Annotated in this window: 16 protein-coding genes; all 16 read left to right on the top strand. The window is 53.1% G+C overall.

Features of this window, described 5'->3' with window-relative positions:
* The first annotated feature begins 3 nt into the window (after nt 1-3).
* The 16 genes from mraY to pyrR all read left to right on the top strand — a co-directional run bounded on the left by mraY (nt 4) and on the right by pyrR (nt 15,626).
* On the top strand, nt 4-963 hold the full coding sequence (gene mraY / locus KNP75_RS08920; protein WP_034777072.1) for a phospho-N-acetylmuramoyl-pentapeptide-transferase: 960 nt from the start codon (nt 4-6) through the stop codon (nt 961-963).
* 15 nt (nt 964-978) lie between these two features.
* Nucleotides 979-2,316: a UDP-N-acetylmuramoyl-L-alanine--D-glutamate ligase gene (gene murD / locus KNP75_RS08915; protein WP_251128222.1), complete on the top strand. Its 1,338-nt coding sequence runs from the start codon at nt 979-981 to the stop codon at nt 2,314-2,316.
* Complete coding sequence (gene murG / locus KNP75_RS08910; protein ID WP_215190237.1) at nt 2,313-3,389, top strand: undecaprenyldiphospho-muramoylpentapeptide beta-N-acetylglucosaminyltransferase; 1,077 nt, start codon at nt 2,313-2,315, stop codon at nt 3,387-3,389. The genes murD and murG overlap by 4 nt, the downstream gene beginning before the upstream one ends.
* A 12-nt stretch (nt 3,390-3,401) precedes the next feature.
* A complete protein-coding gene (locus KNP75_RS08905; protein ID WP_215190236.1) occupies nt 3,402-4,172 on the top strand; it encodes a cell division protein FtsQ/DivIB in 771 nt (256 codons plus the stop codon).
* A 227-nt stretch (nt 4,173-4,399) separates the two neighbouring features.
* Nucleotides 4,400-5,689, top strand: a complete 1,290-nt coding sequence (gene ftsA / locus KNP75_RS08900; protein ID WP_034777079.1) for a cell division protein FtsA — start codon at nt 4,400-4,402, stop codon at nt 5,687-5,689.
* A 48-nt stretch (nt 5,690-5,737) separates the two neighbouring features.
* Nucleotides 5,738-6,883 carry a cell division protein FtsZ gene (gene ftsZ / locus KNP75_RS08895; protein WP_034777081.1) on the top strand — a complete coding sequence of 382 codons (1,146 nt, stop codon included), beginning with the start codon at nt 5,738-5,740 and terminating at the stop codon, nt 6,881-6,883.
* Nucleotides 6,884-6,937: 54 nt separating this feature from the next.
* Nucleotides 6,938-7,699, top strand: coding sequence for a peptidoglycan editing factor PgeF (gene pgeF / locus KNP75_RS08890; protein WP_215190235.1), 762 nt, complete (start codon nt 6,938-6,940; stop codon nt 7,697-7,699).
* Nucleotides 7,696-8,349 carry a YggS family pyridoxal phosphate-dependent enzyme gene (locus KNP75_RS08885; RefSeq protein ID WP_034777085.1) on the top strand — a complete coding sequence of 218 codons (654 nt, stop codon included), beginning with the start codon at nt 7,696-7,698 and terminating at the stop codon, nt 8,347-8,349. The genes pgeF and KNP75_RS08885 overlap by 4 nt, the downstream gene beginning before the upstream one ends.
* A 23-nt stretch (nt 8,350-8,372) precedes the next feature.
* Complete coding sequence (locus KNP75_RS08880; protein ID WP_029595732.1) at nt 8,373-8,840, top strand: cell division protein SepF; 468 nt, start codon at nt 8,373-8,375, stop codon at nt 8,838-8,840.
* 4 nt (nt 8,841-8,844) lie between these two features.
* On the top strand, nt 8,845-9,117 hold the full coding sequence (locus tag KNP75_RS08875; protein ID WP_021067051.1) for a YggT family protein: 273 nt from the start codon (nt 8,845-8,847) through the stop codon (nt 9,115-9,117).
* A complete protein-coding gene (locus KNP75_RS08870; RefSeq protein ID WP_034777088.1) occupies nt 9,118-9,888 on the top strand; it encodes a YlmH family RNA-binding protein in 771 nt (256 codons plus the stop codon).
* 18 nt (nt 9,889-9,906) lie between these two features.
* A complete protein-coding gene (locus tag KNP75_RS08865; RefSeq protein WP_021067053.1) occupies nt 9,907-10,452 on the top strand; it encodes a DivIVA domain-containing protein in 546 nt (181 codons plus the stop codon).
* Between the two features lie 270 nt (nt 10,453-10,722).
* Nucleotides 10,723-13,449 carry an isoleucine--tRNA ligase gene (gene ileS, locus KNP75_RS08860; protein ID WP_034777090.1) on the top strand — a complete coding sequence of 909 codons (2,727 nt, stop codon included), beginning with the start codon at nt 10,723-10,725 and terminating at the stop codon, nt 13,447-13,449.
* A 58-nt stretch (nt 13,450-13,507) separates the two neighbouring features.
* Nucleotides 13,508-13,981, top strand: coding sequence for a signal peptidase II (gene lspA / locus KNP75_RS08855; RefSeq protein ID WP_034777092.1), 474 nt, complete (start codon nt 13,508-13,510; stop codon nt 13,979-13,981).
* Nucleotides 13,981-14,892 (top strand): RluA family pseudouridine synthase, encoded by a 912-nt coding sequence (locus KNP75_RS08850; protein WP_215190234.1) that lies wholly within the window; start codon nt 13,981-13,983, stop codon nt 14,890-14,892. The genes lspA and KNP75_RS08850 overlap by 1 nt, the downstream gene beginning before the upstream one ends.
* Nucleotides 14,893-15,092: 200 nt before the next feature.
* Complete coding sequence (pyrR, locus tag KNP75_RS08845; RefSeq protein ID WP_034777096.1) at nt 15,093-15,626, top strand: bifunctional pyr operon transcriptional regulator/uracil phosphoribosyltransferase PyrR; 534 nt, start codon at nt 15,093-15,095, stop codon at nt 15,624-15,626.
* The last annotated feature ends 4 nt before the right edge of the window (nt 15,627-15,630 follow it).

Raw genomic sequence — 15,630 nt, 5'->3', positions numbered from 1 at the left:
AACATGCTAATCAGTTTAATCGTCTTAATCAGTTCATTATTGACCGTATTGGTCGTCATGCCGCGGGCCATCCCGGCACTGCGTAACTTAAAGTTTGGCCAAGAAATCCGTGACGAAGGTCCGGGTTGGCATCAAAAGAAATCAGGCACTCCGACGATGGGAGGCATCGTCATCTTGCTCGCCCTCATCATCGGATTCCTCGTCTCGGTCGTCTTCGGAGAAGCCGTCGCCGGATTCGGGACGCTCTTGTTCGTGACACTCGCCTTCGGTGTGATCGGCTTCCTTGACGACTACATCAAAGTCGTCAACAAACGTAACCTCGGTTTGACATCGCTCCAGAAATTGATCGGTCAAATCGTCGTCTCCGTCCTGTTCGTCTGGTTCCTCTCACTCGGTGGGGAGCTCGACACGACGATTCAAATCCCGTTCACCTCGATCGCGTTTGAAACGGGTTGGTTCTATGTGGCCATCGTCATCTTCTGGCTTGTCGGTTTCTCGAACGCGGTCAACTTGACGGACGGTCTCGACGGTCTCGTCTCGTTCTCGGCCATCCCGACGTTCGCCTTCTTCGGCATCTATGCCCTCGGGCAAGACGAAGCCGGAATCGCTTGGTTCGCCTTCAGTGCCGTCGGCGCCTTGCTCGGTTTCCTCGTCTTCAATAAATACCCGGCAAAAATCTTCATGGGCGACACGGGGTCGCTCGCCCTCGGTGGTGCGGTCGCGGGTCTCGCCCTTATGCTCAAGCTCGAGTTGTTGCTCGTCTTTGTCGGTATCATCTTTGTCATCGAGACGCTCAGCGTCATTTTGCAAGTGCTCTCGTTCAAGACGACGGGCAAACGAATCTTTAAGATGAGCCCGATCCATCACCATTTCGAAATGGTCGGTTGGTCAGAATGGCGCATCGTCTTGACGTTCGGTGGAATTAGTTTGATCACGGCAGTCTTGTCGTTACTACTCATGTAATGGATGGTGGAAGACATGCAACAACAGTGGAACGATAAACGAGTCCTCGTACTCGGCGCGGCACGGAGCGGCATCGCCGCTGCCGCTTACTTAAGAAATGTCGGCGCGAACGTGACCATCAATACCGGGAGCGAACCGTCAACGGAAGAACGGATGAAAATCGAAGCGCTCGGCATCAACGGCGTCTTCGGTTCCCATCCGCTCGAATTGCTCGACACGACGGACATGATCGTCAAAAATCCGGGTATCCCGTATCACATCCCGCTCCTCCAAGCAGCGCTTGAGCGGAACATCCCGATCTATACAGAAGTGGAGCTCGCCTACTTGGCGACCGATGCCACGTTTGTCGCCATCACCGGTTCGAACGGGAAGACGACGACGACGACGCTCGTCCACGAATTGCTCAAAGGGGGAAGTCGTCCGGTGCATGTGGCAGGGAATATCGGTTTCCCGGCCATCGAAGTGGCATCGAAAGCGAAGCAGGGTGACGTCATCGTCATCGAGCTGTCGAGCTTCCAACTGATGGGCGTCGAACAGTTCCATCCGCAAGCGGCGGCACTGTTGAACTTGTCACCGGCGCATTTGGATTACCACGGCGACTTTGACTCGTATGCCGATGCCAAAGGAAACTTGTTCCGGAACATGACGGCCGCAGACCGTGTCGTCGTCAAAGGCAGCGACACGGAAGTGATGAAACGTGTCCCGTCCGGTCTTCCCGCCTCAACGTTCGGTTACGATAGTGGAGACGCACACGTAGTGGACGGCTGGATCACGCTTCATGGAGAACCGGTCATCCGCGTCGAGGACCTTGCCCTTGGTGGGGCCCATAACGTCGAGAACGTGTTGGCAGCCTTGTTGCTCGTCGAACCGTTCGACATTCCGCGAGCACACATCGAACGCGTCCTTCAGACGTTCGGCGGAGTGGCCCACCGTACAGAGAGCCTCGGGCGAGTGCTCGGCCGCCGGGTGTATAACGACTCGAAAGCGACGAACAACGTGGCCGCCGAAGCCGCATTGAACGGTTTCGAGGCCCCGATTGTCTGGGTGTGCGGAGGACTCGAACGTGGCGCCGACCTCACTTCTCTCGTTCCGGCGCTCGGCCGGGTCAAAGCGATTGTCGCTTACGGCGAGACGGCGGAGCGGTTCAAGTCGTTAGGTGAGGCCGAGCAGATTCCGTCGTTCGCGGTCGCTACGCTCGAGGCGGCGGTCCCGCTCGCGTTCGAACAGTCGGCGACTGATGACGTGATCTTATTATCGCCGGCTTGTGCAAGTTGGGATCAATATAAGACGTTCGAAGAGCGCGGCGAACATTTCGTCCGACTCGTGAATGCATATGAGGAGGCCAATCGATGAAAGTTATGATTTCTGGTGGAGGGACGGGTGGACATATCTACCCGGCACTCGCTCTTCTCGACACACTCAAAGCGAGGCACCCGAACCTCGAGGTGCTTTATATCGGGACTGAGAACGGTCTCGAGGCTGACCTCGTTCCACGGGCGGGCGTCCCGTTCAAATCGATCCGGATTGCCGGACTAAAACGTTCTCTATCGCTAGACAACATCAAGACGGCGTATTGGTTCATTCAATCCGTCCTCACGTTACGTAAAGAGATGAAGACGTTTCGTCCGGATGTCGTCATCGGAACGGGCGGCTTCGTCTCAGGACCGGTCGTCTTCACCGCACAACAACTCGGCATCCCGACGATTCTGCATGAACAGAACAGCATCCCGGGCTTGACGAACAAGTTCCTCTCGAAGAAAGCCGACCGCGTCGCCTTGTCGTTCGCCGGTTCTGAGTCGCAGTTCCCCGGAGCGAACGTTCGCGTCATCGGGAACCCACGTGGGAGCGAAGTGTTGAAGACGACCGTAAATGAGGCGGCCGTCCGTGCCGAGTACGGGATCGATGAGCGGCCGATCGTCTTGATTTACGGCGGAAGCCGCGGGGCAGAAGCGATCAATCGCGCTGTCATCGAAGCTATTCCCGAGCTCGCGGCTGAACCGGTGAACGTGCTCTACGTGACCGGGAACGTGCACTACGACAACGTCGTGGCCACCGCGCCAACAGCTGAAAACGTCCATGTCTTGCCATACGTCTACGATATGCCTGAGCTCCTCGCTTGCGCGAGCCTCGTCGTGTCACGGGCCGGCGCGTCGACGATCTCGGAGTTGACCGCGCTCGGTCTACCGAGCATCTTGATTCCGAGCCCGTATGTGACGGCCGATCATCAGACGAAAAATGCGTCAGCCCTCGTTGAGAGCGGCGCGGCCGAATTGATCAAAGAAGGAGACTTGACGGGCGAGACACTTGTCAAGTCGATCCGTCACGTATTGGCACATCATACTGAGATGGCAGAAGCATCGAAACGGCTAGGATTCCCGCAAGCTGCGGAATCACTCGCCGACCTCGTCGAAGAAGTCCGCCGATAAAGGAGAATAGACATGGAGACACGTCAGAACACCGTTCGTAGTTTAGAAGACCGTATCCCGTATATGAAAGATCAGCGTCGTAAAAAAGCGAACCGACGCTTGTCGACCATCTTGATCTTATTCGCGGTGCTGATCGCACTCGTCGTATATATGCAGACATCGGTCTCTGACGTGAAGGCGGTGAACGTGAACGGTCTGTCCTGGCTGACAGAAGCGTACGTGCTCGCCGGGACGGACATCGATACGTCCACAAAAATCGTTCAAGTGTCACCGAAGGAGATTGAACGAGAACTCCGCGCCGTGCCTGGCGTGAAAGATGTCGACGTCGACCGCTCATGGTATAACATCGTGACAATCGATGTCGAAGAAGAAAAGATGATCGCGTACTCGCGGACGGATCAAGAAGAAGTCGCGGTACTTGCCGATGGCTCGCTTCATCCGACTGGCGGCATCACCGACCCTGAGAAGTTAAAGGACGGTCCACTCTTGCGTGAATTCACGGACAAAGCGGAACTCGAGAAAATCGCGACTGAGCTTGAACAAGTCGATGACGCGATGCGGGCCCGGATGTCGGAAATCGTGTTCTCGAAACAAGACGGGGAATCGACTCGATATGAGATTTATATGAACGACGGCAACACGATTCAAACGCCGACGTTCAAGCTCAGTCAAACCGTGTCCAAATACGGTGAAATCTATGAAAACATTCCAAAAGGACAACGAGGAACTGTCGTCATGGATGGCGGATATTATTTCGTCCCGTATGAAAAACCGAAAGAATAATCTGATATTTTACAGTCCTTAGACACATAAGGGCTGTTTTTTTATCGATTGTAATCGAATTGACACCCCAAAACCGCTTAATTTGTAGGATTCTACCTTTTCTCACTATCTTATTTGTTGTAAACTTAGACGTGAGATATCTTGCCGGACCTAACAATATTTTTGGATATCTGTAACAATGTAACGGAATTCAAGTATAGAAATTAAAGCGCGGAGGTGTTTCCCTTTTGGAAGCGAATGGTTATGTGGCCGCATTGGATATAGGAACGTCAGAAATTAAGCTCGTCGTGGGTGAATTACTCGGGGGAACGCTTAACATTTTGGCGGAGGGGTGTGCCCCGTCTGCAGGAGTAAAACGTGGCGCCGTCGTCGACATCGATAAGACGGTTCAAGCCATCAAACAAGCCGTCGAACATGCCGAAGCGGCACTCGGTGATCAAATTCGGTCGGTATATGTTGCCATCGAAGGGGAACATATCCAAATCGCCCCATGTCACGGAATCGCGTCGGTCAAACGAGAAGACCAAGAAATCACGGATACAGATGTCATCGAAGTCATCAACTCAGCGCAAGTCATGCGCTTGCCGGACGAGATGAGCGTCATCGATGTGATCCCGTCGTCGTTCACGGTCGATCAACAGACAGGTGTCGTCGATCCTCGGGGAATGCTCGGCTATCGTTTAGAGATGCACGGGAAGATGGTAACTGGTTCGAAGACGATTTTACATAGCATTCGTCGCTCCATCGAACGAGCGGGTCTGAAACTCGAAGGATTCGTCCTCGGCAACTTGGCACTCGGTATGAGCGCGGCATCTGTCGACGAAATCGATCTTGGTATCGGATTGATCGATATCGGACATGAAAAGACAACCGTCTCTGTCTTCTATCGGGGCGACCTTGTCTACTCATATATCCTTCCTGTCGGAGGCGATCATATGACACGCGACTTGGTTTACAAGCTCAACTGTAAATACCAGGACGCCAAAGTGGCGAAAGAAGAATACGGACTCGCCCTTGAAGAAATGGCCGACGCATCCGAGGGCTTCTCGTTCACGAACATTAACGGAGAAGTCACGTTCGAACCGCAAGCAGAAATTAGTTATGTTTTAGAGGCAAGAATAGAGGAAATGTTTACGCTTGTGTTGAATAGAGTGCAAAAGGTAGGCGTCCCGACGCTCAGTGGAGGATATCTCCTCTGCGGTGGGGCCGCTGCTTTACCTGGCATCCAAGAATTGGCGACTCGTGTTATGGGTCAAACGACGAGACTGTATCAGCCTTCGTCGATTGGCGTCAGACACCCGAAATACGCGACCGCGGTCGGCGTCCTCAAGTACGTGCTTATGAGCGATCATCACGTCTCGAAGTCACGACTTGAAAAGCCGGAAGAGCGCGTGACCGTCACGAAACCGGACGGCACGATGCCAAACGACCACGACCACGACGTGGATGTGGAGCGGGACGATCGCGAAACGAAAAATGGATTTGGCCGCTTAATGGAAAAACTATTTGGCGTGTAAACTTGACGTTGTGTTAACAATTGGAAATTACGTAGGGGGATACCTGAAATGATGTACTTTGATGAGGCGATTGACGCCGTAGCAAAAATTAAAGTAATTGGAGTCGGTGGTGGCGGTTCAAACGCCGTCAACCGCATGATCGAGCACGGAGTGCAAGGTGTCGAGTTCATCGCCGTCAACACAGACGCGCAAGCACTCAACATGTCAAAAGCAGACGTGAAGCTTCAACTTGGCGCGAAATTGACGCGTGGCCTCGGTGCCGGCGCAAATCCTGATATCGGGAAAAAAGCGGCAGAAGAGAGCCGTGAACAGTTGATTGAAGCGCTTGATGGCGCCGACATGGTCTTCGTCACAGCAGGTATGGGCGGAGGAACCGGGACTGGGGCTGCACCTGTCATCGCTGAGATTTCGAAAGAAATCGGAGCGCTCACGGTCGGTGTCGTCACGAAACCGTTCATGTTCGAAGGACGCAAACGGATGCAACACGCCCAACACGGGATTCAAGCGTTCAAAGAAAAAGTGGATACACTCATCGTTATTCCGAACGATAAGTTGCTTGAAATCGTCGAGCGCAATACGCCGATGATTGAAGCGTTCCGTGAAGCGGATAATGTCCTTCGTCAAGGTGTCCAAGGGATCACAGACTTGATTGCCATCCCTGGACTCATCAACCTTGACTTCGCTGACGTGAAGACAATCATGACAGAAAAAGGCTCGGCCCTCATGGGTGTCGGTGTCGCGACAGGCGAGAACCGTGCCGTCGAGGCAGCGAAGAAAGCCATCTCATCTCCACTTCTCGAGTCTTCAATCGAAGGCGCGAAAGGTGTCTTGATGAACATCACAGGCGGACTTAGCCTCAGCTTGTTCGAAGTCACGGAAGCTGCTCAAATCGTACAAAGTGCCGCTGATGAAGAAGTGAACTTGATTTTCGGTTCGGTCATCAACGAAAACTTGAACGACGAGATCATCGTAACCGTGATCGCAACTGAATTCGCAGAAGAAGCGCAAGGGACGAACCCGTTCCTCCAGCAACCGAAGAAAAAACCGGAAGCTGAAGTGAACCGTGAGGCTCAACCGAAAACGCAAGAAGCTGCGCCACAAGATGAAGGGAACTTCCATAGACCGGTCTATGGCGGGGACGTCCCAGACGAGACGATCAACATCCCAGCGTTCGTAAGACAACGCCGTAACTAAACAACAGGGGGGTGCCGGTTCTCGGCATCCCCTTTTTCTAAAAAGGAGAATCATATGCGACTGTTACATACATGGGAAACCGAGACGGATCGCTACCGCGCCTACGTCACGACCCGGACCGATGGGCATAACGAAGGCAACGTCGGACTCCACGTCGGAGATGACCCGGATCGAGTCGTCGCCAATCGAAAGCAATTTTTTGAAGCGGCCGGTCTCGACCTCGCTGATTCGGTATGGGCCGACCAAGTGCATCAAACAAACGTCGAAGTCGTCGGAGACGCTGACCGCGGCAGAGGAGCGTACCGTTACGATGAGACGATTCCGGCGACGGACGGTCTCGTCACGACGGTTAACTCGTTACCGCTCGCCCTCGTGTTCGCTGATTGTGTCCCCCTGTTCTTTTGCGCCAAAGACCATGGCGTCATTGGTGTCGCACACGCAGGCTGGAAAGGGACGGTCGGTAACATCGTGGCCTCGATGACCGATGCATTTGCAACATTGGGCGTACCGGAACAAGATATTGATATGTTTGTCGGACCAGCCATCACGGCCGACCATTACGAGGTCGACCGCCGTGTCCTTGATGCGGTCGAAGCTGTCTCGCCGGCAGCTTATGAAGCATCAGTCTCGGACGAACAGGCAGGCCATGCCCATCTATCCCTGCAACGAGTGAACGAGACGCTCGCCGCTGAACGAAATATCGAGGTGACCCAATCGAACTTGTCGACCGTAGCCGATCGAAGCTTTTTCTCGTATCGGAACGGAGATGCCAAACGTCGATTTGCGGCTGTCCTCGTCAAGGAGAAGAAATCTTGAGTATAGCGAATAATGTGAATCAAGTCAGACAGACGATCGACGCGCATCGGACCGATCAAGCGGTGACGCTCATCGCGGTCACGAAATCGGTCGGTCCCGACGTGGCGAACGCCCTCTATGCGGAAGGCATCCGTGACTTCGGCGAAAATCGTCCCGAAGGATTGCTTGAAAAAGTCGAGCAGTTGCCGCCTGATGCCAAGTTTCATTTCATCGGCAGTCTGCAGACACGTAAAGTGAGACAAATTATCGACCATGTGGCAGCGATCCATTCGCTCGACCGCCTCTCGCTCGCCGAAGAGATCAATAAGCGCGCCCAAGGCGTGATCGATTGTTTCGTGCAAGTGAACATATCGGGCGAAGCATCAAAACATGGTCTCGAAAAAGAGGAAGTCATCCCATTCATCGAGAACTGTAAACAGTATCCTCACGTGCGGATCATCGGACTGATGACGATGGCACCGTTCACAGAGGACGAGACGGTGATTCGGGAGACGTTCCGAAACTTGAGACAATTGCGCGATGACGTCGCAGGTCTTGCCTATCCGCATGCACCATGTACCGAACTGTCAATGGGGATGTCGAACGACTACACGTTGGCGATCGAAGAAGGCGCATCGTTTGTTCGTATTGGAACCGTACTTGTGCAATAATATATTTTAAGGAGGAATCCGTTATGTCAATCAAAAACAAAATGAAGGACTTCTTTGGACTCGAGGAAGATCCGAACAACCAGTTCGAAGGAGACGAGTATGCTGTCGCCGAAACGAAGACACAACCGATGACGGAGGCAATCGTCAAAACTGAGGACCGTCCGAAAACATCGAACAATATCGTCGCGTTGAACACGAAGAAGAAAGAACGTTCAAAAGTCGTCTTGGCCGAACCGCGTGTATTCGCCGAAGCCCAAGACATCAGCGACCAATTGAAAGAAAACCGGGCCGTCATCGTCAACCTCCAACGGATGTCGAAAGAGCAGTCTCGTCAAGTCGTCAACTTCTTGTCAGGTGTCGTCTATGCGTTAGAAGGGACGATGACGTCGATTGGACATAACACGATTCTATGTACTCCAAACAACATCGAGTTGACGGGATCGATCTCGAATTTGATTTCGGAGGACGAACTCAACAGTAAAGGGTGGTAACTGAATGGAAAATGCTATACCTGCGTTAGGCAACACGATCGTTACATTACTTGGGTATTATAGTTGGGTCTTGATTGCCTATATTTTATTATCGTGGTTCCCAAATGCGCGCGAATCTAAATTTGGTCAAATTTTATCGTATCTATGCGAGCCGTTTTTAAACCCGTTTCGTCGAATCATCCCACCAATCGGCGGGATGCTCGATATCTCCCCAATCGTCGCTTTATTTGTGCTACGGATGGCACAATTTGGAGTGCGAGCGATTTTCGGTATTTAAATGAGCGTCTTCGATCATTATCGTCCGAATGAGCGCCCGTTTGTCGAGCAAGTGCTCGATTGGGTTCAACAAGTCGAGGACAACTATGTGTTTAAAGTGACGGACTTTTTAGATCCACGCGAGCAACAAATCGTCCGGCAACTCGTCGGGAAGCAGCTCGCGATTTATGAGGACGGCGGATTTGAAGGCGCGGAACGGCGTCGACTCATCCTCGCTCCGGACTATTACGAGCTCGACCCGAACGATTTTGATATCGCGATTCGTCAAATCGACTATCCAACCAAATTTGTCGAATTGACGCATCGTCAAGTGACGGGTACGCTCTTGAACGCTGGTTTGAAGCGTCAAAAATTCGGAGATGTCGTCCTTGACGACGGCGTCGCCCAATTCGCGACGACGCGTGAGGCGGTCGGGTTCATCGAGATGAACGTCGACCGGGTCGGCAAGGCCCGGATTCGCATCTCAGAGGTACCGCCCGAGTCCGTGCTCGTCGTGCCCGAAGTCAAATGGAGCGACGAGTTCGGAATCGTCTCATCGCTCCGGTTTGACACGGTCGTCAGCGAAGTGCTCGGATTATCAAGGCAAAAAGCGCAGGCGCTCGTCAAACATGGAGACTGCAAAGTGAATCATAAACCGATTGACGATGCGAGCTTCATCCTTGAACCAGACGATTTGGTCTCAATCCGAGGGTATGGCCGTGTCAAATTGACGGCGATTCTCGGCTCGACGAAACGTGAGAAAATAAAAATCCAGTATGGCATCATACGTTGAACTTAGGAGGAAAGTCGAATGGCGTTGACACCGATTGATATTCATAATAAAGAGTTCTCGACTCGTTTTCGCGGGTACGATATCGATGAGGTCAATGAATTTCTAGATCAAATCATCAAAGAGTTTGAGCTATTGATTCGTGAGAATAGAAGGTACGAAGAACTCGTCAACGATATGCAAGCCCGTATCGACTACTTCTCCTCGATGGAAGACACGTTGAACAAATCGATTATCGTCGCCCAAGAGGCTGCCGAAGAAGTGAAGACGAACGCGGCGAAAGAAGCGAGTCTCATTTTGAAGCAGGCCGAACGCGAGGCGCTCGCCCGTGAGGAAGAAGCGTCACGTAAAGAACAGCTCGCTGAGCGCGAAGTCATTCAAATGCTCAAAAAAGTCGAGTTGTACCGGACCCGCTTCCGCGTCCTCGTCGATGCTCAGATGGAGCTGTTGAACAGCACGGAATGGGACACGATTGTCGGGGAGCCGCCGGTCCAGACGGTTCTTGACGATACGACCGAACTTGCGTATAATGACGACGAAGTCATACCAACCAAACATCACGGATAATACACAATACGTCGATTAGGACACGTCGATAAAGTCATACCTACGAAGCGACTTAGGGAAGGTGCAAGCCTAAGAGAAAGACTTTATCGGTATCCCCTATGAGTGTCGGGCTGAAGTTAGTAAGCGCGACCGCCTGACCTCGTTATCGGTTACCAAGAGCGGTCTCGGGGTTTTCCCTGAGATTAGTAGGGTGGTACCGCGAGTCGACTAACTCGTCCCTATTAGGGGCGGGTTTTTTTGTTGTCAAAAAAAGATGCAGGAGGAGTTTCAATGAACTACAAAGACACACTATTGATGCCTGAAACAGAATTCGCGATGCGCGGAAATCTGCCGAAACGCGAGCCAGCAATGCACGAGGCTTGGGAACAGATGGACCTATATAACCGCGTCCAAGAAAAAAATGCCGGAAAGCCACAATACATCCTGCACGACGGACCTCCGTATGCGAACGGCGACATCCATATGGGCCATGCGCTCAACAAAGTATTGAAAGACATCATCGTCCGCTTCAAATCATTGAACGGCTACCAGTCACCGATGATCCCGGGCTGGGACACACACGGTCTCCCAATCGAGAACGCGCTTCAAAAAGCAGGCGTCAATCGTAAAGAGATGACCGTCGCCGAATTCCGCGAGAAGTGTGCGGCGTACGCGATGGAACAAGTGAACTCGCAACGCGAGCAGTTCAAACGTCTCGGACTGATGGCTGATTTTGACAACCCATACATCACGCTATTGCCGGAATATGAGGCGGCTCAAATCCGCTTGTTCGGGACGATGGCCGAAAAAGGTTACATCTATAAAGGGAAGAAACCGGTCTACTGGTCACCGTCTTCTGAATCGGCGCTCGCCGAGGCAGAAATCGAATACTATGACAAGAAGTCACCGGCGATCTACGTGGCGTTCCAAGTCGTCGACGGCAAAGACGTCTTAGCGACAACGGACCACTTCGTCATCTGGACGACGACACCATGGACGATCCCGGCCAACCTTGGGATCGCGGTCAGCGACGAGTTGACGTACACGCGCATCGAGCACGACGGCAAAGGGTACATCGTTGCCGAAACGCTCGTCGAAGACGTGACGACGGCACTCGGCTGGACGGATTACACGGTGAGCGGTTCTTGGAACGGGCGCGAGTTCGAACACATGACGGCTCAGCATCCGCTTTATGACCGGACATCGCTCGTCATGATCGGCGATCACGTCACGGCTGACGCGACAGGTCTCGTCCATACAGCACCAGGTCACGGGGAAGACGATTACCGTGTCGGACAAGCTTACGGACTCGACGTCCTCTGCCCGGTCGACGACCGTGGTTATATGACAGAGGAGGCGCCAGGTTTCGAAGGTTTGTTCTATGAAGACGCGAACAAACAAATCGGCATGAAGCTTGAAGAGAACGGCTACCTCCTCAACCTGAAATTCATCAAGCACTCGTACCCGCACGACTGGCGTACGAAAAAACCGGTCATCTTCCGCGCCACACCACAATGGTTCGCGTCAATCAAAGATTTCCGTGCCGACATGCTTCGTGAAATCGAAGAAGTGAACTGGGTACCGGAGTGGGGCATGACGCGCCTTTACAACATGGTCCGTGACCGTGGGGACTGGGTCATCAGCCGTCAACGGGCATGGGGCGTCCCGATTCCGATCTTCTACGCCGAGGACGGCACGGAGATCATCACGAACGAGACAATCGACCACATCGCCAACTTGTTCCATGAGCACGGCTCGAACGTCTGGTATGAGCGTGAAGCGAAAGACTTGTTGCCAGAAGGCTTCACACACCCGAACAGCCCGAACGGCGAGTTCCGGAAAGAACTCGACATCATGGACGTCTGGTTTGACTCAGGTTCGTCTCATGCGGGCGTACTCGAACAGCGCGATAACTTGCGCCGTCCGGCCGACTTGTACCTTGAAGGCTCGGACCAATACCGCGGCTGGTTCAACTCGTCACTCTCGACGGCAGTCGCGACGACGGGCAAAGCGCCGTATCGCAACGTGCTCAGCCACGGCTTCGTCCTCGACGGCGACGGCCGCAAGATGTCGAAGTCACTCGGCAACACGATCGCACCGAACGATCTCGTCAAACAATACGGAGCGGAAATCGTCCGTCTTTGGGTATCGTCGGTCGACTATCAGTCGGATGTCCGCGCATCGCACGATAACTTCAAACAAGTGTCGGAAGTCTACCGGAAGATCCGCAACACGTTGCGCTTCTTGCTCGGTAACTTGAACGGGTTCGACCCATCGATGCGTGTCGCCTTCGAAGACATGCCGGAAGCGGACCGCTTCATGGCGACAAAACTCAAGCAACTTCAGACGAAAGTCGTCAAAGCGTACGACACGTTCGATTTCATGGCTGTCTATCACTTGAGCCATAACTTCTGTGTCAACGAATTGTCGTCGTTCTATCTCGACTTCACGAAAGATATTCTGTATATCGAACGTGAAGACGACGCACGTCGTCGTGCCGTTCAAACGGTCATGTATGATACGGTCGTCACGCTCACGAAATTGCTCGCACCAATCCTCCCGCACACAGCGGACGAAGTGTGGCAAGAAGTGCCGGCGAAGACAGCTGATAGCGTCTTCTTGACAGACCTTGAGGCAGTGGCACCGCTCACAGAAGATGAGACGGCATTGCTTGCTAAATGGTCGAAGTTCCTCACGTTCCGTGACGACGTCTTGAAAGCGATCGAGATCGCCCGTGGCGAGAAGTTGATCGGTAAACCGCTCGAAGCGAAACTACAAGTCGCGCCAAAAGGTGAGACGAAACAGTTGCTCGAGACGATCGATAACGTTCGTCAGTTGCTTCAAGTGTCGCAACTCGATTACGTCGAATCGGCCGATGTCGATTATGCGACGGCCGAAATCAGCGTCATGAAGGCTGACGGTGCCGCTTGTGCCCGTTGCTGGACATACTCGACCGAGCTCGGTCAAAATGCTGAACATCCAGAGCTTTGCCCGCGTTGTACTGAAGTCATCGCATAAGCCGGACCGGAGTGGCGATCGTCCACTCCGGTTTCTTATGACTTGAAAGGAGAATCTGATGAAACGTTATTACGGATTAGCACTTTTCCTCATCTTGCTCGACCAAGTAACGAAATGGATTGTCGTCCAGACGATGACGATTGGGCAGTCAATCGAGCTCATCCCAGAATTGCTCTACTTGACGTCTTACCGCAATAAAGGCGCGGCCTGGGGCATGCTCGAAGGGCAGATGGTGTTCTTCTTCATCGTCACCGCGGTCGTCGTCGTCGGCTTGATTTATTTCTTGCATAAAGAAGTGAACGGGTTTGATTTGCTCGGTTATAGCGTCGGGTTACTGCTCGCCGGTGCGATCGGGAACTTCATCGACCGTCTGTTCCGTGGTGAAGTCGTCGATTTCGTCGACACGTATCCGTTCGGCTACAACTTCCCAATCTTTAACGTCGCCGATATGGCGCTCACGTTCGGGGTCATCTTCATGATCATCGGCGTCTTGTTCGAAGAAAAATTAAACAAAGAAAGGGGACAATCGTAATGGAAACTTACACATTTGTCGCCGAAGAAAAGGCACGTATCGACAAATGGATGAGCGAACAAAGTGACTGGTCACGTTCGCAAATCCAAGACTGGATCAAGGCGGGGGACCTCCTCGTCAACGGCCAGGTCGTCAAGCCGAACTATAAACTGCAAGAAGGCGACGAAATCGTCGTGACGGTCCCGGAGGCCGTCGAACTCGAAGTGTTGCCAGAGAATATCAAGCTCGACGTCGTTTATGAGGACGAGGATGTCATCGTCGTCAACAAGGCACGCGGCATGGTCGTCCATCCGGCGGCTGGTCATACGTCAGGCACGCTCGTCAACGCACTCCTCTATCACTGTGACGATTTGTCAGGCATTAACGGTGTCAAACGACCAGGCATCGTCCACCGCATCGATAAAGACACGACCGGTCTCCTCATGGTCGCGAAAAACGATGTGGCCCACGAATCGCTCGCGAGCCAGTTGAAGGATCGTAAAATCAAGCGTGAATATATCGCTCTCGTCCACGGCGAAGTTGCCCATGAGCTCGGGACGATCGAGGCGCCAATCGGGCGTGACACGAACGACCGTCAGCGGATGACAGTGACGGACAAGAACGCGAAAGAAGCGATCACGCACTTCCGTCTGCTCGAGCGGTATAAAGACTTCACACTCGTCGAGTGTAAGCTCGAGACGGGACGGACACATCAAATCCGCGTTCATATGCGTTATATCGGCCATCCTCTCGCTGGTGACCCGAAATATGGTCCGCGTCGCACGATTCAATTGAACGGACAAGCGCTCCATGCGGCGACGCTCGGCTTCTATCATCCACGCACGGACGAATGGCTCGAATTCGAGGCGCCGCTCCCGGCCGACTTCGAAGCGGAACTTGCAAAATTGGACAAAATCGAGAAAACGCGTTGACTTTCAACCGATTCCGATTTATAGTCTAGGAAGCATAACACCTTTAAACCCAGTCCAGAGAGGCTGTGAAAGGATTGTGGCCGCGGCCACGACACGTCGATTATTTGAGGCAGAGGTCTGCCCTCACATATGAAGACTTCCTTTTCCAGCCGGATGAGGAAGTCTTCTTTTTTGTATAATTTGAGAGAGGGGGGAAACGTTTGAAACGTTCTACCATATTGGATGAAGCGGCCATCCGCCGTGCACTTACCCGAATCGCTCACGAAATCATCGAGCGCAACAAAGGAACGGACAACGTCGTGCTCGTCGGGATTAAAACCCGAGGCGAGACGCTCGCCGACCGACTCGCCCGCCGCATCGAAGAAATCGAAGGCAAACCGATCGCGCTCGGTAACTTAGACATCACGCTGTACCGGGATGACCTGTCTAAGAAGTCACTCGACCCGGAAGTGAAAGCGACTGAACTGCCACACGACATCAACGGCAAGACGGTCGTCTTGATTGACGATGTCCTCTACACGGGCCGGACAGTGCGAGCCGCCATGGACGCACTCGTCGACCACGGTCGCCCGGATTACATCCAGCTCGCTGTCTTGATCGACCGGGGACACCGCGAGCTACCGATTCGCCCCGACTTCGTCGGCAAGAACGTCCCGACCTCGAAGTCAGAACAAGTCGTCGTCCGACTCAGTGAAGTCGACACGACAGACGAAGTGTTTATCAAACAGCAATAATCCA

Origin of the sequence: Exiguobacterium sp. s6, assembly GCF_018618155.1 — a bacterium.
GTDB lineage: Bacteria > Bacillota > Bacilli > Exiguobacteriales > Exiguobacteriaceae > Exiguobacterium > Exiguobacterium mexicanum_A.
This window is presented reverse-complemented; position numbering and strand designations above follow the sequence as displayed.